Source organism: Coleofasciculus sp. B1-GNL1-01 (assembly GCF_040220235.1).
Taxonomy (GTDB): Bacteria; Cyanobacteriota; Cyanobacteriia; order Cyanobacteriales; family Coleofasciculaceae; genus Coleofasciculus.
On sequence record NZ_JAVJTO010000086.1, the window covers coordinates 1 to 20466 of the forward strand.

General features: G+C 45.2%; 15 protein-coding genes and 1 pseudogene. 9 read left to right on the top strand and 7 right to left on the bottom strand.

Annotated features, from left to right (window positions below):
* Positions 1-399 precede the first annotated feature (399 nt).
* Positions 400-2307: a heavy metal translocating P-type ATPase gene (locus RID53_RS21315; protein WP_446389999.1), complete on the bottom strand. Its 1908-nt coding sequence runs from the start codon at positions 2305-2307 to the stop codon at positions 400-402.
* Between the two features lie 77 nt (positions 2308-2384).
* Here RID53_RS21315 and RID53_RS21320 point away from each other — a divergent pair, with 77 nt between their 5' ends.
* The 4 genes and pseudogenes from RID53_RS21320 to RID53_RS21335 all read left to right on the top strand — a co-directional run bounded on the left by RID53_RS21320 (position 2385) and on the right by RID53_RS21335 (position 9876).
* Positions 2385-3497: a precorrin-8X methylmutase gene (locus RID53_RS21320; RefSeq protein WP_446390000.1), complete on the top strand. Its 1113-nt coding sequence runs from the start codon at positions 2385-2387 to the stop codon at positions 3495-3497.
* Between the two features lie 177 nt (positions 3498-3674).
* Positions 3675-3803 (top strand): annotated as a pseudogene (locus RID53_RS21325) (glycosyl transferase group 1); the annotation flags it as partial.
* 129 nt (positions 3804-3932) lie between these two features.
* Entirely contained in the window at positions 3933-4328 is a 396-nt protein-coding gene (locus RID53_RS21330) for a hypothetical protein (RefSeq protein ID WP_446390001.1), read from the top strand.
* 10 nt (positions 4329-4338) lie between these two features.
* Entirely contained in the window at positions 4339-9876 is a 5538-nt protein-coding gene (locus RID53_RS21335; protein WP_446390002.1) for a caspase, EACC1-associated type, read from the top strand.
* 30 nt (positions 9877-9906) lie between these two features.
* On the opposite strand, the gene RID53_RS21340 is transcribed toward RID53_RS21335, so the two are convergent.
* Positions 9907-10125, bottom strand: a complete 219-nt coding sequence (locus tag RID53_RS21340; RefSeq protein ID WP_446390013.1) for a FeoC-like transcriptional regulator — start codon at positions 10123-10125, stop codon at positions 9907-9909.
* Positions 10126-10198: 73 nt separating this feature from the next.
* Between RID53_RS21340 and RID53_RS21345 the strand changes: the two genes are divergently transcribed.
* Positions 10199-10981: an SAM-dependent methyltransferase gene (locus tag RID53_RS21345; RefSeq protein ID WP_446390003.1), complete on the top strand. Its 783-nt coding sequence runs from the start codon at positions 10199-10201 to the stop codon at positions 10979-10981.
* 190 nt (positions 10982-11171) lie between these two features.
* Here the strand turns inward: RID53_RS21345 and RID53_RS21350 are convergent, their stop codons facing one another.
* The 5 genes from RID53_RS21350 to tnpA form a co-directional block, all read right to left on the bottom strand.
* Positions 11172-11456 (bottom strand): FeoC-like transcriptional regulator, encoded by a 285-nt coding sequence (locus tag RID53_RS21350; protein WP_446390004.1) that lies wholly within the window; start codon positions 11454-11456, stop codon positions 11172-11174.
* Positions 11457-12048: 592 nt separating this feature from the next.
* On the bottom strand, positions 12049-14382 hold the full coding sequence (gene feoB / locus RID53_RS21355; RefSeq protein ID WP_446390005.1) for a Fe(2+) transporter permease subunit FeoB: 2334 nt from the start codon (positions 14380-14382) through the stop codon (positions 12049-12051).
* The gene (locus RID53_RS21360) at positions 14375-15040 is read right to left on the bottom strand and encodes a FeoA family protein (RefSeq protein WP_446390006.1); all 666 of its coding nucleotides are present in this window, start codon (positions 15038-15040) and stop codon (positions 14375-14377) included. The genes feoB and RID53_RS21360 overlap by 8 nt, the downstream gene beginning before the upstream one ends.
* Before the next feature lie 334 nt (positions 15041-15374).
* The gene (locus tag RID53_RS21365; RefSeq protein WP_446390007.1) at positions 15375-15632 is read right to left on the bottom strand and encodes a DUF7219 family protein; all 258 of its coding nucleotides are present in this window, start codon (positions 15630-15632) and stop codon (positions 15375-15377) included.
* 263 nt (positions 15633-15895) lie between these two features.
* Positions 15896-16300, bottom strand: a complete 405-nt coding sequence (gene tnpA, locus RID53_RS21370; protein ID WP_446390008.1) for an IS200/IS605 family transposase — start codon at positions 16298-16300, stop codon at positions 15896-15898.
* A 67-nt stretch (positions 16301-16367) separates the two neighbouring features.
* Between tnpA and RID53_RS21375 the strand changes: the two genes are divergently transcribed.
* The 4 genes from RID53_RS21375 to RID53_RS21390 form a co-directional block, all read left to right on the top strand.
* Positions 16368-17693, top strand: a complete 1326-nt coding sequence (locus RID53_RS21375; protein WP_446390009.1) for an RNA-guided endonuclease InsQ/TnpB family protein — start codon at positions 16368-16370, stop codon at positions 17691-17693.
* Between the two features lie 440 nt (positions 17694-18133).
* Positions 18134-19162, top strand: a complete 1029-nt coding sequence (locus tag RID53_RS21380) for a chlorophyll a/b binding light-harvesting protein (RefSeq protein WP_446390010.1) — start codon at positions 18134-18136, stop codon at positions 19160-19162.
* A gap of 163 nt (positions 19163-19325) precedes the next feature.
* Positions 19326-20123, top strand: coding sequence for an alpha/beta fold hydrolase (locus tag RID53_RS21385; RefSeq protein WP_446390011.1), 798 nt, complete (start codon positions 19326-19328; stop codon positions 20121-20123).
* Between the two features lie 31 nt (positions 20124-20154).
* The coding region (locus RID53_RS21390) for a hypothetical protein (protein WP_446390012.1) at positions 20155-20466 on the top strand (312 nt) is incomplete at its 3' end.

The following is a 20466-nucleotide window of genomic DNA, read 5'->3' on the forward strand; positions in this document are numbered from 1 at the left end:
CAAAGTCCCACGGTGTAATGCTTGTAGGTTGGGTTGACGAAGGAAACCCAACTAATTAAGCGATTAAGCTAGGTTTTCTTCAAATCAAGCCAATCGCTACACATATAAGGAAAATTTATCACCTTATGTACGGGAGAGCCAATTGGGAATGGGTAGCGAGCAAGATGCAAAGCCTGCGGCATGGCTTCGCTAAACGCACTACGGCAAGGATTTCCCTCATACTCCCCTTATAGCAGTACCAAGACAGGTTAGGACATTTGTCTCTGTTCCCTGTTCCCTGTTCCCTGTTCCCTGTTCCCTGTTCCCTGTTCCCTCTTGAGATCTAACTGATGTCCTAACGTATCCTCGTAGTGCTATATTTTGGTGAAACCTCCTCTGTCGCGCATCGTAGTCTAAACTTCAGTTGGTATTATTTCTAAGCAACCGTAAACCACTCAGAATCACCAGTATAGTAGAACCTTCATGTCCAATAACGCCGAGAGGAAGGCTAATACCAATCGTAAAATTAGCCACTAATAACACACCAATACTACACAACGCAAACCCAATATTTTGGGTAACAACCTGAGTGACACGACGACCTAAACGAATCGCAGCCGTTAACTTTTCTAAACGATCTGCCATTAATACAACATCGGCGGTTTCCAAAGCCACATCACTCCCAGCAGTTCCCATGGCAATTCCCACAGACGCGGTTGCCAACGCTGGGGCATCATTGATACCATCACCCACCATGGCTACGGTTTGATCGTGTTTTTTCAGCCTTTGGATCACCTTAACTTTATCTTCTGGCAAAAGTTCGGCATAAACCTCATCAATTCCTAGCTGCTGGGCGATGTAACTCGCCGTAGTTTTGCTATCACCACTGAGCATAATAACCTGTTCAATTCCCAGTTTTTTCAAGTCTTTGATCACAGTTGCAGCCGCCGGACGCACGGTATCGGCAACTGCGATAATTCCCAAGAGTTTACCCGCAGCCGCCACCCAAACGATGGTTTTACCGTCTTGTTTCAAGCGTTCGCTTTCTACGATTAGACTCTTGGGGACGTGAGCAATTTCAGATTGAATAAATTTAGCTGTACCAACTTTTATCCCTTCCCCGTCAACATCACCACTGACACCAAAACCGGTGTGAGATACTACATTCGTAGCCGATGCTAACGTCCAGGATTTATCCATAGTGGCTTGCACAATTGCCTTGGCAATAGGATGTTCGGAATAGGCTTCCACAGCCGCCGCTTTTAACAAAACCTTATCTTCATTGTTGGGGTCAAGACTGATAATTTGGATAACCTTTGGTTCTCCAGTCGTCAGGGTTCCCGTTTTGTCAAAGGCAATCGCTCGTATTTTGCCGATTACCTCCAATTGAGCGCCACTTTTGAATAAAATACCCTGTCGCGCCCCATTCGTCATTCCCGATAGCAGTGTCGGCATAATTGCTGCCATTAATGCACAGGGAGACGCGACGACTAAAAAAACCAAAGCCTGATAAATCGTCCTTTGCCAATCCCAATTGAAAACAAAAGGGGGAAGAATCGCCAGCAGGATACCACAAACTATAATTATTTTCGCATAACCGCGTTCTAAGCGTTCAATGAATAGTTGAGAGGGTGGCGCTTCCGTTTGCGCTTGCTTGACCAAACGAATAACCCGTTGAATTAAGCTACTTTCGGGGGGTTGATGCACTCGCAGGATTAACGCCCCACTACCATTAATTGTGCCAGCAAAAACTTCATCTCCCACTGTTTTTTCTCTAGGTAGCGATTCTCCAGTAATAGAGGCTTCATTGAGACTACTTGCACCTTCAATAATCAAGGCGTCGGTGGGAATTAATTCTCCGGGTTTCACTAAAATTTGGTCATCGATTTTTAAGTCTTGAATCGGAATCTGACAGGTTTGACCTTGGAGGATAACCCGTGCTGTATCAGGTGTCAATCCCATCAAACTGCTAATCGCACGGCTGGTTCGTTTCATGGCGTAATCTTCTAATGCCCCACTGATGGCAAAGATAAGAATTAATACCGCGCCATCAACAATTAGGAAATAGTCCCGCTGCCAAACTCCTAAAAATGCCGCTCCTAATGCGGCGATGATCATCAACAAATCAACATCGAGTTCCTTTTCGACAAACAGAGTGGTTAGTCCCTCTTTCGCACTCTCGTAACCTCCAATTACATAGGCGGCTGGGAGGATGAATAACGCTAATCCTAACCAGCCAAGTTGGAGAAAAAGCCAACCCAAGCATACTAAAACAGCACAGGCTACCGCCGCCCAAGTATCTTGATGTTCTGCGATGATTGTTTTCATGTCATGATTAATTACTCCCCGACTGCCTCATCCTAAACCTTGACATTAATGTCAAGGTCAAGTGCTAAACTAGCAAAATGGCAAACCAATACTTAACCATCAAACAACTCACCGCAGCAGTTGGTAATGGTTTAACTCCGAGAATGGTCAGGCATTATCACAAACTGGGGTTGTTACCAGAGGCGAAACGTTCTGCGGCTAACTATCGTCTCTATACCGATGCAGATGTGCAGCATTTGCGGCGGATTGTGGCGTTAAAATCTCAGGGATTTCAATTAGATCATATTCGTCAGTTATTGACACCTGATTCTGGAGATCTAAAGGTTGACCAATTAACGTCTCAACTGCAACAGCAATATCGCTCAGTGATGCAACAATTGGCTCGTTTGCGCCAAACAGCATCGGCTTTGGAAGGCTTGCTAGGACGCGATTATTGTTGTCGAAAAATTCAAACTGAAGCACTGGCGCAACTGCGACAATTAGAACTAGAATCGACAGTTGAATTAGAAGAATTAGCACCATTTTGGCACAGTTTAGATGCCGCCTGTGATGCTCATCCCGAAGACTTTAGCGAATCCTTGCAGCAACTGTTACCCGATTTATCTCAAAAGAATGAAGTTGAACGCGATTTACTGACCAAATTGGTACTCGCTAGTGGTGATGTCAGTTTAGTCGATTTTGTGCGTTTGAGTCGAGGGGCGATCGCTTCAGCTAGAAATGCTCTCAAGACTCACTGTGAAATTGTTGCTGATGTTTCTCCAGTTGTTGCGGCTCTTGATCAGACTCGCATTGCACATTTAGGGATTCCTGTCAAGACTCTAATAGATGAACCCCATATCCACAGCGCTGATGAAGCCGAACGCAGGTTTTGCCAACAAGGGAAATGGCAGGAACGATTACAACACCTCACGCCTGGTTGTATCTTAGCGATCGGCTATGCTCCATCAGTATTGATATCTGCCTTGAAATGCATCGAACAAGGACAACTGCAAGTCTCCTTAATTGTGGGAATGCCGATTGGTTTCAGCCACGCCCCAGCCGCTAAACGCCGATTAATGGGTTCGGGTATGGAGTATATTACGACTCTGGGGACAACTGGTGGTGGATTATTAGCCGCCGTCGCCCTGAATAGTTTAGTTGAATCTTTGATTGAAAAGCCCGATTGTCATTGTTATTTGCAGAATCAGTAGAGAGTTAGCACTTAGCCCTGATCGAATGACTGATCATCTGGGTTACGATTTCCCAGAGAGTCGCTATCCTGATCGCACCAAGGGCAATATATATCCCCTTCACGGCTAGGGCAAGGATGATGTTTTGCTAGACAATGCGGAGGGTGCGGCGAGCGATCGCAATCCCTTGAGCTATTTGCCGATGGATCGGCTGATCCCTTACAGGATGGACATTTAGGCTGGCTAGTACCGCACCGTGATCCGGACGCCGTAGCAGCTGCATGTATTGACAATGATCAGCGCTGTGATGGGGAGTGGTTGCGATAACAATGTCTGGCTCAATTTAGCCGAGATGCTTTTCAAGAAAAGTTTAAACAACTCCTGTATAACTTAGATCACAAAATTTAGGGTCTGGCTAAGGTTGAATAGAATAGTATCCCCACTCAGAGGTTGACAATGGCAGGTCTGTCTAATCTTCAGCTTACCATCGACTTTAGCGAATCTGATTTGGACTCCGAAGACTTGGAAACCCTTACCCAAAGTCTCTATGAGGATATAGATTCTTTAGAAGAAGTCGAGTCTGTTGAGCGTATCCGAGAAAAGCCAGCAGGAGATGTGAAAGCAGGAGCAGAGGATTTGGGTAAATTGATGGTTGGCGTTTTAAGCACCCAGATCCCCTTACCGACAATAAAACCTGTCGTGAACTTTCTGTTCAGCCGCTTATCTAGTAAAAAAGTTAAGGTGAAAGCAGAGGCTAATGGTAAAACCATTGAGTTAGAGACTGTTGGCACCAGCAAAGAAGAGGTATTAGTTCTGATTGAACAACTCAAAGACTTTGTAGAGAGGGCGTAGGACGCGGCAAATGGCAAAATTAGCATTGCTGATTGGGATTAGTCAGTACGAGTTTGGTTTAGACCCACTCCCCGGTTCTATAAAGGATGTACAAGCAATGGAGAAAGTTTTGCGACATCCAGAGAGGGGAGGATTTGATGCCGTTGAGGTGATCACCAATCCTGACCCCCAGCAGATGCGGGAGAAGATTGAGGCACTATTTGCCGATTGCCACAAAGACGATCTATTGCTCTTGTATTTCTCCGGTCATGGCATTACAGACAACAGAGGAAAACTGTACTTAACCAGTCCTACAACTAAAAAGACACGACTCGCAGCAACGGCGATTCCTTCTGACTTTGTGCATAGCCTCATGCTCACCAGTCCTTCTCGGAAACAAGTCATGATTCTTGACTGTTGCTTTAGTGGGGCTTTCGCTAAGGGAATGACCGCTAAAGCTGATGCTGCTGTTCTTACCTCTTCTGGTTTATTAGAGTATTCCCAGTCAGGAACAGATCTCTCACTTTACACTCGTTTCCTGGTTGAAGGGATGGAGACGGGTGCTGCCGATCTGAATAAAGATGGGATAATTTCTGTTGATGAGTTGCATGAGTATGCCAAAGAAAAAATAGTGCAATGCTCAACAGAGATTAAGCCAGAAATATATCCCTTCAAAGAAGGTCATAAACTATCATTAACTCAAACATCAATTTGTTTTCAGGAACCTCTTCTACCCATTTTTACACCTCCAAGTTTTCCTGATTTTTATGGTAGGCAGACTGAGTTGGAGCAGGTAAAAAAATTGCTTCAAGCCTCCCCAGTTGTGATACTGTGGGGAGAGTCGGGGGTAGGAAAGACTTACTTGGCAGCACAGCTAGCGCATCAGCTCAGTAATGATTACAAAGTTTGTTGGCTAGACAAAGAAGAACTAACATTGGAGGAACTGTTGTTGCAGGTGAACGAGTTCCTCAAAAGCAATGGTGAGTACGGATTTGTCACAACTTATGCCGAAGACAAAATTACAAGCACTCATAAAATCCCCACTTTAGTGCAGGTTATCAGCACTAGCAAATTAGCCAAGTATGCATTCTTTATTGATGGATTTCAGATTGCCAACCATTCAGAGATTGAGCCGTTTATTCAACGCTTCAGAACCCATGGAGGGAAGAACCGATTAATCTTGATTGACCATTCTCCAGAGCAGTCGTTAGGAGTATGGCTGGCTAGTCGAGTTCATAAATTCAATGTGGCAGGCTTTCAATACGAGGAAGCGGTTAAGTATATTAATCAAAGATGTCAAGCTTCAGGGATTGAATGCTCCTTAAATGATGTGATTGCGGTAATCGAAAAAACAGCCGGACATCCTTTAGCGATAGACTTAGTTATTCAGTGGTACTCCCTGTTAGGAAACTCGATGGGAAATCTACTGCATCGGCTGGTCGAGTATGATAAACGCTATGGCGCTGAACTCAATAAGAGACTATTGGAAAATGTAGCCATACATCTTGATGAAACAGAACGGGAAGCTTTAAGCCGTCTTTCAGTGTTTCGGACACCCGTTCAACGTTCAGCCTGGACGTATCTGGATATTTCAGAAAGTGTGGGAGAGTCGCTATTACAGCGCCGATTGCTAACACGAGTGGACTGTGATAAGTTCCAGATGCATCCTCTGATTGCTGAGTTTTGGCGTACTTCTCAGTCTGAGGAAGAAATGGTATATTGGCAAGAAAAGGTAGCTCACTATTATTGGCAACAGGGTAAACAAAGCCCTTTAGAAACATTAGATCGCCGGGCTTACCTCGACTCATATTATCACTGGTGTAAAATTGGGCAATTAGAGACAGCAGCACAGGTTTTAAATGATCTGGTGGGTCGTTCACATGAAAAAGAACGGCTTCTATCAGAAAGACTGACTGGATTAGGAGAATGGCTACTTAATCTTGATGATGCTATTTTTGTAGATAAACCCTGGCTATTGTTGGAGAAAGGTCGAAAGCTAGAGAAACAAGGTAGCGCAGCAAACGCTGAAGAAATTTTCAAAAATGCCTACGAAATTTTTGAGCAACAAGGGAATCAACTGGGTGCTTCTGTTGCTTTGTACTATGTGGGCAAGATGCGTCATCTTAGGGGGCAGCCTGAACTAGCTTTGCAAGCCTTGAAGTCTGTTTTAGAGATAGCGGAAAGTCAAGCGGATTTTCCAATGCAAATCCGCACTTTAGGGAAAATGATTGGCTGTTATACGGATCTTGGTCAGTGTGATAATGCCCGAAATGTTGCTAATACTGCTGATGCACTAGCTACTCGTTCTGACGATCAACTAGGTCTGGCTTTAATTTTATATCGTCAGGGTAGTATCGAGCGTCATCAGAGCAATTTCTTGGAAGCAGAGGAATTCTTTAACGATAGCGCGAAAAAATTCGCCGAGCTGGGCGATATATATCGAGAGTCCAAATCTTGGGCACGATTAGGTATTTGCCAAAAATCCCAAAGTAAGCTTAAAAAAGCGGAGGATAACCTTAAGCATGCTATTGAACTTAAACAATCCATTAATGATCGTCATGGTGAAGCACGAGATTTGGATTATCTTGCAGATATTTATACTCATTTAGGTCGCTATGAAGAAGCCGAGAAAAGTTATCGAGAATCCTTGAATATTAAAGAAGGTAAAGATGGTATTCAACCTGATGTATATGGACAAATTAAGACATATAACAACTTAGCTAGAATCGCTTTATTAACTGGTCGCTTGGATAAAGCAGATGAGTTGCTTCAGGAATCTAAAAAACGGATTGATCAGCAAAACAAACGTTATATTGGAGTGAATGGCTCACGCCTAATAATTCAAGGAGATCTGCAATTTAATCAAGGTGAATATGAAGCTGCATTGCAATCCTATACAGAGGCGGCTGCCTGCTTTACATCTCCCAATCCAGAAGTACCGAGCAGCTACGCACGAGTCTTATTCTGTTTTGGTCAAACTTACTTAACCTTAGGAAATCTTAGTTTAGCCAAGCAGTATCTGGAAGACTCTTTAGCCCGCTTTCACGAGTACCGTATGCGCTACTATGAAGCGCATTCACTCACCCATTTAGCAAGATTAACAGCTTTAATAAATTCGCATGAAGAAGCATATAACCAAAATCAAGAAGCGATAAGTATTGCTAAAGACATTAATGCCCAGTCAATTGTTAGAGTTTGTCTGGAGACTCAAGGAAAAATAGAAGAAAATAAAATTTTAAGTAGTTTTAATTTTGGTGAACAAGAAAAAAATACAAAAGACTTGATTGCATCAGTATGGCGGTGCTATGATGATGCAATTGAGGCAATTCATGAATTAACAGGCAATAAAAATATAAATCGACAGATCGCACAACTACAAGTTCACAAAAAGCTATGGCTGTTCACAGTTAAGCATTTATGTAAAGAGGCTATATCTGATGATGATGCCTATGGGTTGTTACAGACAGAAAAACTGCCTCAAGATGTCATCTATATCGAATTATTAAATTTCAAGTATACCCTTGGTATTTTGAATTCCATATCCTCTGGTCTCGCTTCCAGAATAGCCGATTGTGCTTTAAGCATAATTTCACCTCTAGCTATGCGATTTGGGTTCAATGAGTTACGTGAAGAATTAGAAGAACGAGCTTTGGCTTTTCTCCATCCGGACGAATACGAAGAAATTAACCAAGCTCTGGAAAGCCGATTCCCACAGCGAGAAGACTTTATCGAGAATCTCACTTCAGACTTAGAGTCTCTTCTTGAAGAAGCTAAAATTCAGGCTGAAATTTTTCCTAGAGCTAAGACAATTTACAGTATCTATAAAAAGTCAAAAGCTCGTAAAGTGTCTTTAGACAAAATCCTGGATATCATTGGGGTTCGTATTATAACTCAAACTGAAAGCGAATGTTACAAAGTCTTGGCAATTGTACAGGAAATGGGAAAATTTTTTCAGGGAGAAGGAATTCTGAAAGAAAGCCTCAGAGATTATATTAAACATCCTAAGATTACAGGTTATCAATCTATTCATATCAATATCAGATATGGAGAACCACAGGCACGAATTGTAGAATTTCAGATCCGGACACACAGGATGCATCTTGCCGCAGAGGTAGGAATTGGTGTACTAGGTCTGGATCAGGCTGCTCACTGCCGTTATAAAGATCCAGCCTCCTATGCTCGACCGTTGTCAAAAAGAAATTATGAACTGGCACAGAGTCAACGATTAAATTTGGTAGTTAAATGCCAAAAAGAATCTGTAATAACAATAGGTAATATTATTCGATCTAGCAAATTTGAATTATTGAGCGTAGATCTTGATAAATTTTCAGATCAGCGAATAATACTCCAGCTTAATATAGTAACTAAAAGTCGTCGTTATAGGAAAGAAAAAACAGAAATAAATCAGGCTCATAATCAGCTAGTCGAAACTATTAATGAAATACCAAATTGTGAGGTTGTTAATGATAAAAATAAAGAATCAGAACTTAAAATGATTAGCATGTCTATACAAGACAAAGCTTTATTACTCCAAGAGTTAACTAGGAATTCAAGTGATTTAGACAAATTCATTTACCTAATAACTCCCAAAAATGATGTTAAGAAACTACAGAAGGGGGCAACCCCTATTGATTTTGCCTATCGTATTCATACTGATCTAGGTAACCACTGTGCTGGGGCGCGAGTGAATGGGCAGATGGTTACCCTGGATACCTCCCTGAAGACTGGGGATATTGTGGAAATCATCACCAATAAAAACAGTCATCCTAACTTAGGCTGGCTGCAATTTGTGAAGACTAGTAGTGCCCGCAATCGGATTCGTCAATGGTATAAGCGATCGCATTGGCAAGAAAATATTGACCATGGTCGAGAACTTCTGCAAAAAGAACTAGGCAAAGATGGACTTGAAACTCTGCTGGAGTCTGAAGCAATGAAGGACGTGGTGGAGCAATGTAATTATCATAGCGTCGATGATTTACTTGCTAATTTAGGTTATGGTGAACTCTCCCTCAATCGGGTAGCTAATCGCATACGAGAAGCTACCAATAACAAAAAACTAATTGATAATACCCCTGAGTTGTCAACTACGCCTCCTACAATCTTACACACCGTTAATATCTCCTCAAGCAAGTCAGCCATTGCAGGGATAGAAGGATTAGGCTATCACCTTGCTCATTGTTGCAATCCTGTACCTGGTGAACCAATTATTGGCGTTGTCAAACTTGCAGGACGTGGTATTTCTGTTCATACCCAGGAATGCCATAATTGGGACAATGTACCAGATGATCGCCTGATCGAGGTTAGCTGGAATAATACAGAAGGTCAAACTTACCCAATTTATATTCAAGTCGAAGTTTGTGACGACGTGGGTGTCCTCAACAACATCACTAGTCTTTTAAAGGATCTCAAAATTAATATTCGAGATATCCGTATGGATCGTTACGCTGACAAAACGGCTATGATTTATTTATGCATTGATATCTACGATCATAAACAGATTCAGCGAATCTTTTCCCAAATAAAAAAGCTAAAAGGCTATTTGAGTGTGCGCCGTAGTAGTCAAGTATGATAAAAGGTCGCACAGTGAGGCAGTTTCGAGTTATAGCGCTACGCGCCAGGGAATAGGGAATGGGGAATGGGGAATGGAGAAGAAAAAAGCTTGCTCATCGGTTATCCATTCATAGAATTCCAGGGACTCTTGAGAGCAGTCAACACAATGGTGACAGCGTTTTGGAGTCGGTAACTTTTGCACTCTCCCTTTGCGGATGAGTCGGTTCAACATACCGCGTAGAGCATCTGCATGGATGCCAAAATGAATCTGCCATTGTTATTTGCAGAATCAGTAGAGCGTCGGTTCAATAAAAGTAACACCGATTCAGGAGGTCACGCCGATGATCAACACGACTCTTAACTTTAAGAAAGCACCTGGTCACCAAGTTTTAGCCGCAGCAGGTAAAAAGATTTTACGTCCGGGGGGACGCACCGCGACTGAACAGCTTTTTGAGTGGGCAAATTTTCAACCGGGAGAGACGGTATTGGAACTTGCGGCTAGTTTTGGCTATAGTGCGATCGCACTGGCTCAATGCTTTGGTGTCAGGGTTGTCGGTGTCGAGAAGAACCCTGAGAGTGTAGCACGGGCGCGGGAGAATATCCAGGCAGCAGGGTTAGAAGGACAGGTGGAAATTATTGAAGGCGATATTTTTCACCTAGAAGCTATTCCTGGACAATTCGATTACGTTCTAGCAGAAGCAATTCTAACCATGCAAGCTATCCCTGGTAAAGAAAAGATTTTGCAAGGTGTTCGGCAAAAACTAAAGCCAGGGGGTAAGTACCTCGCCCATGAAGTATTGGTTAAAAACCATGAGGAGCAAGTTCACAAAACCCTATCCCAGGTTATTCGCGTAAATTCCACACCCCTATCCTTAGAAAACTGGAGTAGCCTCTGCGAAAAAACCGGACTCAACGTGCAGCAGTATCAAACGGGAGCGATGAATTTGTTAAATCCTATTCAGATACTGCGAGATGAAGGCGTAATTGATACCCTTCGGATTTTTTGGAATGTGTTAACTAAACCGCCGATTCGGGAGCGAGTTTTGGCAATGCGTCGTGCCTTTCACCAACACCGAGAGGATTTAGGATATATCGTATTTTGTGCCATTGCTAGCGAAGCCTAGACAAATTGTTTAGTCCTAGTCGTTGCTGCTAGGGAAAAGGATCGCGCTGTTCAAGCGGTATAGCAACGGTAGCGTAGAGACGTTGCATACTACGTCTCTACCTGTATTTCTTGGTCTTTCAGGGTGAAATTATGACTATTACACGCTTGGTCATCGCCCGGTTTGGCGATCGCAAGTCTATGTGCCAATACTACTGAACCGATGCTTCAGTGCTATGGGAGCAGCACTCCTGCTTGTTGATCGCAGCCGCAGGCTCATCGGTCACCCATTCATAGAATTCTAAGGACTCTTGAGAGCAGTCAACACAATGGTGACAGCGTTTTGGAGTCGGTAACTTTTGCACTCTCCCTTTGCGGATGAGTCGGTTCAGCATACCGCGTAGAGCATCCGCATGAATGCCAAAATGAATCTGCATTTGAGCCAGGGATGCTCTCCCCTGCTGGGACAGATAGTCCTGAATCTCATTCAAAATCATGTCTTTTTTCCGCTTTCAACACTCAGTTATGATGAACCGATTAAATGTATCTGGCGATTCATCGGTTTCTACAATGCTCCCTAATACTTATTCATTGGACTTTGGACAAAAAAATAAATTTGCGTAATTTATTTGCCAAGGCATTTAGGGCAGAAAAATTAGATGTAGGGGCGGGTTTAGGGAATTTGTAGGGGCGGGTTTAGGGAATTTGTAGGGGCGGGTTTAGGGAATCAATTCAGATATCCACCAATAACGGAAAAACAAAACCCGCCCTCCCCACCAATAACGGAACAAGAAAACCTGCCCATTCCCCCACCGAACGGCAATCGATTAATCCCAAACTGGACAACCAAACCTACCTTATTCTCAACCGCGATCGCACAAAAAAAAATGTCGAAATTGGGGCAGGGCGGGTTTTGTAGAAAGGTGATTGGTGACTCCATTAATTTTGTCCCTAAACCCGCCCCTACATTGGGTTTTATGTCCCCATATTATAGGTTAATATTAACCTGAAACCCGATCAAAAAACACCAGATTCCCAACCGCGATCGCACTTTGTTTGTCCAAAGTCCAGTTATTCAGCAAACCCTATCTAATTGCCGATCATCTGACGCCTGTTCCGGCGAACGGGTTGTGCGATCTTAAAACCCACAATCGTGATCGCCATGACCAGCACTAATCCCGCAATCCAAGCCAGGGATGTACCCGGTTGCTGAGGGAGTATTGCCCCTTGGTAAAATAACGTAGCACTCCAGTAGGCAAGTCCTGTCGTCCAAGCTGCCACAAACACCGTCCATCCTACGTTGGTTTCCCGGTAGATGGCGGCAGTCGCGGCGACACAGGGGAAGTACATCAGTACAAACAGCAAATAGGCAAAAGCACCCGCTCGACCGTCAAAGCGTTGAACCATAGCGCCAAAGGTACCTGTGGTTACCTCTTGCTCCTCAGCCGCCGCTTCAAGATTGCTCACATCACCCACCGATATACCCAGGGGGTCAAGCAGATTACCAGGAACCTCGGCTAAATTAGCTGGGATCGTGGCAAACGCTTCACCAATCCCTCCCCAAAAGTCAAAAGTTTCTGGCGTTTCTAGCGTTTCTGGCTCTACCTCTGCTCCCAGTTGACCGTAAAGGGAGTCAAGTGTACCCACCATCGCTTCCTTGGCAAAAACCCCGGTAAAAATACCCACCGTCGCGGGCCAATTGTCTCGCTCTAACCCCATCGGTGCAAAGACGGGAGTGATTGAGCGGCTGATGGAACTGAGAACCGACTTATCCGTGTTTTCCTGACCAAAGGAGCCATCAGTCCCGATTGAGTTCAATATACTCAATACCATCACCATGATCACGATAACTTTCCCTGCCCGCAGCATAAACCCTTTGAGCCGATCCCAGGTACGCAATAACACCCCTTTAAGATTCGGTAGATGGTAGGGGGGGAGTTCCATGACAAAGGGCGAGGCTTCACCTTGTAACAGGGTGTTTTTCAAGACCAACCCGGTGAACACCGCCATGGCAATGCCAATCAGGTAAAGTCCAAAGACGACATTCTGACCCGCTATCGGGAAAAACGCCGCCGCAAATAAAGCGTAAACCGGTAGTCGTGCGCCGCAGGACATGAACGGGTTCATGACAATGGTCATCAAGCGATCGCGTTGATTTTCTAGGGTGCGGGTTGCCATAATCGCTGGTACGTTACAGCCGAACCCCACTAACATCGGCACAAAGGATTTCCCCGGAAGTCCAACAAAGCGCATAAAGCGATCCATGACAAACGCGGCTCGCGCCATATACCCAGAGTCTTCTAAGACAGAAAGGCACAAAAACAAGATGGCAATAATCGGGATAAATGTCGCCACTGTCTCGATCCCGCCACCGATCCCCTCAGCCAGCAGAACTTTTAGCCATTCGGGTGTACCCATCGTGCTGAGTAACTCGCCGAAACCTTCGACAAAGATCGTCAGCGTCACGAGATCGAAAAAATCAATAAAGGCACCGCCGACATTAATCGTCAGTACAAACATCAGGTACAGTACCACCAGAAAGATGGGCAGACCAAACCAGCGGTTGAGTACCACACTATCGATTCGGTCAGACATATTACTGCTGACTTCCCGGGTGCGTTCCGTCGCCCCATTAACCAGCTGACGCACAAAGCCGTAACGACTATCGGCAACGACAATATCGATATCTTCGCCCAGCACCTGATGAATCTTGCGGCGCTGCTCTACCACCTGTTTTTCTAACTCCTGTCCTCTCAACTCAGGCGCAATCCGGTCTTCGTACTCTAGCAGTTTCAGCGCCGTCCAGCGAGGTTCAACGGCTCGGTCAGGACTTTGTTCCATGACGATGGGCATCACCTGAGCGATCGCGTCTTCGAGTACGGGGGGATATGCCACATAGCTGTGGGGTTTGACTGGGTTTTGCAGGTTCTGATTAATCGTATCCCGCAGGATCGCCACACCTTCATTACGCGATGCGACTAATGGTGTTACCGGACAACCCAGGCGTTCTGATAGGAGAACGGTATCGATGCGGATACCCCGATCCTGCGCCACATCGGTCATGTTCAGCGCCACCACCAAGGGGAGGCGCATTTCCATGATTTGGGTAGTCAGATACAGGTTCCGCTCTAAGTTAGAAGCGTCAACAATATTAACCACTAAGTCGGCTTCGCCAGTGAGCAGGTAATCTCTGGCAATAATTTCATCGAGTCCAGTGTCTTGGTCTTCAGCATCCAAGGAATAGACGCCCGGTAGATCAACAACGGTAATATTCTCGTCGCGATCGCGATAGTTCCCTTCCTTGCGCTCAACGGTGACTCCGGGCCAATTCCCGACGCGCTGGGTGGCACCGGTTAAGGCGTTAAATAGGGTGGTTTTGCCGCAGTTGGGATTACCGACTAGAGCAATAGTCCGCTTATGCATTCTCATTCACCTCTTCAATACAAAGGACATCGGCTTCGTGTCGGCGTAAGCTCAGGTTAAATCCCCGCACTTCGATTTCAATCGGGTCCCCTAGGGGCGCATGGCGGATCACAGTGAACTCGGTTCCGGGTGTCAATCCCATGGCTAGCAATTTGCCCTTGTAGCCTCCAGTCGTTTTCTCGTAGCCAACAATACGCCCTTTGCTACCGACGGTTAAATTGCTGATATATTTGTCTGTATTCATTGCTTTTCCCTGTTTACAAGCGTTAACTTGATCGGGTTGAGTCACCAGAATTTTGTTCGCCATACCCGCCCCCAAACCAATGCGGTTATCCCCGAAGGCGACAATCACCGAGCCACTGGGAACGCAGCTCACCACTTGAACTTGAATACCTGGTGTTAACCCTAGACTCAGAAGGTGACTGATGCCGCCTTTGCCTTTGAACCCGATAATCGACACGCGATCGCCAGCACGAGTCCTCGCTAAAGGGAAATTAGTCTCGGCATCGAACCGCTTATGGGCTAAGTCATCATAGAACTCAACAATGTTGTCTTCGTCCCCAGAGGGTTCAGAGGTTTGTCCAAAAAAAGAAAATCCCCATCCTTTACGCTTTCGGTTGCGCTGGCGTCGGTGATTTGAGTTTCTGTTGGCTGCCATTGCATGCTCCTGATTAAGACTATTGTTCTATAACGATTTGAGTTTATTAGTAAACTTTTTTAATAATTAATTTGGGTTTGGGCAGGCTAGATGGGAAAAACTCGATGCAGGCAGTACACCCACAAGACTTAGGCTTTGGGGTTTTCCCGTGAAAGACCCCTAAACTCCATTCCCGTCCAAGTTGGCGGCATTAGATTCAAATAATTGTCTTATAGATAATAAAGTAAATGAAATGCGATCGCAATAGACTGGGCGGGGATACATGTAGAGACGTGCCATGGCGCGTCTGGGCGGGCGCGAGTTACATCTGGGTCAAGATAGGTAAAACCCGCCCCTACAAACCATGCCCTCGAAGATTTTCCAGCTCGTTTGTACTCAACTGGGCTTGACAGTGCTGCAACTTATGCCAAAGGGACTCGATTTGCTCAAACGCCTGATCGGGAGACAATTTACCCGCCGTTTGCAAGTTGCAAATATAGCTGACTCGCTGGGCAAACTCTTGCAGATTGGCATTCAGTACCAGATGCTCCGGCTTGACGGCTCCGCGATAACGGGCATGGGGATACAGAAAGTTGTGTTTGGATTGCTTCATAGCTACCGCTCCCCGATTATTGCGATTAATTTTTAATTACAGATTAGTTAACCTCAATTTTACCTGATTGTCAAGTGAACCTGATCGTGGCGCGATCGCATTATTTGCCATAGCAATTGTAGTGTTGACCTACAGTAGCCAGTTGTTCAGCGCAGACATTTTGCAACTTAAGAGCCATTCATATTAACTCCTCCGCTGCGGGAAACCCCGTGTCTTCAGACCGGGGAGGAACGCACGGTAGCGGTTTTAACCGCTTGTAGTTCTTAACTATGGTGAGGGTCGTTAATGTATCTCTGAATTGTTGCTGCGCTGACGTTACCTGCGGTTGAAAAGAAGTAGCTATTTGTCCACAAAGAGGGGAGCTTCTTAAGTTCCGGAAACTCTTTTCTGAGATAGTTAGCGCTCCGTCCCTTAAAGGCTTTCGCTACCTGGTAAATTGCATCTGTCGGATGAATCTCAACAAACAAATGAATATGGTCTGGCGCGACTTCAAGCGCTCTAATGTGCCAACCTTTTTCTGTAGCTAATTCGCTGAATATCTCAAATATTCTATCACGAATCTTTCCCACTAGCACTTTCTTGCGCCGCTTAGGTATCCAGACCAAGTGAACTACACACAATCCGATAGCGTGGTTGTAGTGCCTATACTCATATGAATTTTTTCGCATTTATTTCCAGATTGACTGTTGTTACCATTGTAGATTACAATAGAGCAATCAACACCCCAGTCAAAGTATGGCTAAAAACAAAAAGCCTAGGGGTGTACAGCAAGTGCTGTTACATCCCGACAAAGAAACAAAAGCGATTCTGGAGTATTTATGTGAACAATCAGGAAAACTCTATAACATGGGTGTGTATTTTGCCCGTCAGACATTTTTCAAGACAGGCAAACTCCTAACTGGAAAGTTTGACTTGATTTACGAGCAAAGCGTAGGAAAAAGTCGAATTGCCCAGTCTCTACCCTCAACACCAGCCCAGCAAACACTATTAAGTGTCGCTGAAGCGTTCAAATCCTACAAAGGGTTGCGTAATACTTGGTTTAAAGGACAATTGCCAAATAAACCCAAGCCACCCAGCTATTTGAAAGGGTCAAAGCTGTTTAAGGTAGCTTATCCCAATTCAGGGGGACAGAAGCCTAAGCTAGTTGATGGCCAACTTCAGTTTTCCCTAGGCTTGACTGTTAGGCGCTGGTTTGGACTTGATAGCTTTAAGTTACCTGTTCCAACCAATCTTGATATTACCCAGGTTAAGGAATGGACTATTTTGCCGAAAAACGGCGTCTTCTACCTGGAAGCTTCCTACGAACTACTTAAACAGGAAACGTTCCTAGGGATTGATGACCAAGCACTAGGAATTGACCTGGGTACAGCGGATAATCTAGCTGCTTGTGTTGACACCTTGGGCAACTCCTTTCTGATTGATGCCCGTGCCATGAAAGCCTTTAACCAATACTGGAATAAGCAGGTATCTACCAGAAAGGAAGGAAAGCCACAGGGATACTGGGACGCCTTTCTTGACCGAGTGACCCGCAAGCGCAATCACCGGATGAGGGACGGTATTAACAAGGCGGCAAGATTAATCGTCAACCATTGCCTGAAATACGGTATAAGCACGATTGTTCTGGGATGGAACGAAGGGTTTAAGGACAACGCCAATATGGGTAGATTAAACAACCAAAAGTTTGTTCAAATACCCCTTGGTAAACTTAAAGACCGATTACAGCAATTGTGCGAGATTTATGGTATTCGTTTAGAGGTAACAGAGGAAGCCTACACCAGTAAAGCCAGCTATCTTGATGGAGACTCCCTGCCTAAGTTTGGAGAAAAACCAAACGGGTGGAAAGCATCAGGAAGACGAGTAAAGCGTGGTTTATTCAAGAGTAGTGATGACTCGATTGTAAATGCCGATTTAAACGGCAGTGCCAATATTTTAAGAAAAGTAGCCAGAAAGTTAGGCATCGACCTAAACCGACTGGGTAGACGGTCTTTGACGACCGTAGCGAGAGTCAGATTGTGGACTTTGCCCCAGTCTACTCTGTCAGCAGAATCCCCGTGTCTTTAGACCGGGGAGCGTCAACCCTTGGCTAGTGCAAGAAGGCAGAAATAACTGAACAGCTAATATCTCCCCCCGCTTCCCCTGCTCCCTCTGCTCCCCCTGCTTCATCGTATCTACGAAGCTGCTCAAGTATTTTTATGCCCGCTGCACTAGGGGCTGTGATTAGCTAGGAACACCTCTTCTGTTAATCCGACAATCAGTTGAGAAAGATTCTTAACCTATTGTCGTCTCATTCCAGCTTCCAATCAGAGAGTTGGGCAGGTGGTGAACTCAGCCTAAGTCAGAAAACCCTGACAATCACGTTGATTGAACTCATTACTAAAACGGGATTGGGTCAGTTTTGTCATAAAACTTAATACTAGCTTGTTGATAATTTCTCTAAACTAGCGCTATCTTGTTGAATATCTTTCGCAACAACTTGCACACCTCAATCAACGAACAGACTTATGCAAACCTATGAAAATCCAGACGTAAAGTACGATTGGTGGGCAGGCAATGCCCGATTTGCCGATCTCTCTGGCTTATTTATTGCCGCCCACGTTGCTCAAGCAGCCCTAATCACCTTCTGGGCAGGCGCATTCACCCTGTTTGAGATATCCTGGTTTGACCCCACCCTGGCGATGGGCGAACAAGGGCTAATTTTGCTCCCCCATCTGGCAACTCTGGGATTAGGCGTTGGCGATGGCGGTCAAATTGTCGATACCTATCCCTACTTCGTCGTGGGTGCGGTTCATTTGATTTCATCGGCGGTTTTGGCAGCCGGGGCGCTATTTCACACGTTTAAAGCACCGGAGAACTTAAAAGACGCCAAGGGTTGGGCAAAGAGGTTTCATTTTGAGTGGGACAACCCGAAACAGTTGGGGTTAATTCTGGGACATCATCTCCTCTTCTTAGGAGCAGGGGCATTATTACTCGTTGCCAAAGCGATGTACTGGGGGGGACTTTATGATGCGACGACTCAAACCGTGCGCCTGATTACCCAACCGACGCTTGATCCTCTGGTTATCTACGGCTACCAAACCCACTTTGCCAGTATCAGTAGTTTGGAAGACTTGGTCGGAGGGCATATCTATGTCGGCGTGATGCTGATTGCGGGGGGCATCTGGCACATTTTAGTTCCGCCTTTCAATTGGACAAAGAAAGTGTTGATCTTTTCCGGCGAGGCAATTTTGTCCTATTCCCTGGGTGGCATTGCATTAGCGGGGTTTGTCGCTGCCTATTTCTGTGCTGTCAATACCCTAGCCTATCCAGTTGAGTTTTACGGTGCTCCCTTAGAGGTGAAACTAGGGATTGTGCCTTATTTTGCCGATACGGTTAAATTACCCCTAGGCGAACATACATCGCGTTGCTGGCTCGCCAATGCTCACTTCTTCCTGGCATTCTTTTTCCTGCAAGGGCATTTGTGGCACGCCCTGCGAGCCATTGGATTTGATTTCCGCCGCGTGGAGCGGGCATTAAATTCGGTTGAAGTTTAAGTCTTCCTCACACGATGAGGGGTTTCTACGGATGATTGAAGCCCCTCTTTCTTTAAAAGAAATAAATAGTCGGATGACGATCCCAGCCAAGCCAAAACAGTCTTGTCAGAAAACAGCTTGAGGGATCAAGGTTCAAACATAGCGTTTTTCTTGGGTTATGGAAATGTCTAAATCTCCCGATGCACTTTGGCTCCATGTCAGTCCAGCTTTAGCACGATTTGATAGTCCCTTACTGAGTCATCTGTCTAAGTATGGCGCGATCGCTCGGTGGCACTATTACCAAACACTGGACGAACCGACGTCTCTAGACGCCGCCTTGGTATTACTCCATGACTATCTCAAGTCTAGCGATCGCCCCCTGCATCTTCTCGGACATGGCACAAGCGGATTGTTAGGACTCCTGTATGCTCATCGCTATCCTGAACGTGTGCGATCGCTAACGCTTCTGTCAGTCGGCGTTCATCCGGCGATAGATTGGCAAGCACACTATTATATTCAACGCCAAATGCTGCTTGTCCCCCGCGACGTTGTGTTAACGCAAATGGTTTATAACCTGTTTGGCTGTCACTGTCCCCTGATGGTACGAAAACTCATACCCGTTCTCAAGCAGGATTTAATTAGTTCATTATCCCCTCATTCGTTATATCAGCGCCTGAGTATTCCAGCGGCGGAAGTGCCTGTTCCCTTGTTCGTTTGTGGTAGCCGTGATGATGTCGTGATTGACTCGGATTTACTCCTGGGATGGTATCCCTGGTTAAAACAGAATGATCGCCTCTGGCAATGTGCCAATGGACGCTACTTCTTCCATTATTTTCATCCGCAACAAGTGAGTGAGCAAATTGTAAATTTCTGGACATCTCTGGGTTTATCCGATTCAACTCCTTATTCATTAGAAATTCATCCATCTGAACAGTCTAACTCTATTGGAATTCAACCGTTTCAGCGAGGTAATGATGCGTAGTGAAGTTTCTGTACTAATCACTAATTTGCCCATGATTCTCTGTCCAATTCTGATCTGTAGCCTACTCGTCATCTTGTGCTTATCCATTTGCGCCGCTGCTCGAGATGGGATAACTCGACTCAAACGATTGCATCAAGTTCCTTGTAGTCACTGTGCCTTTTTTACAGGAGATTATCGCCTCAAATGTACCGTGCATCCCAGCAAGGCTTTATCGGAAGAGGCAATTGGCTGTTTAGACTACGAACCAATCGCGACATCGTCTCGATCTAACGGTGTACATTCCCCATGTTTTTGTGCCAAAACGACAACTAATCACACCTCGACATGTTTGCCCATTAACCAT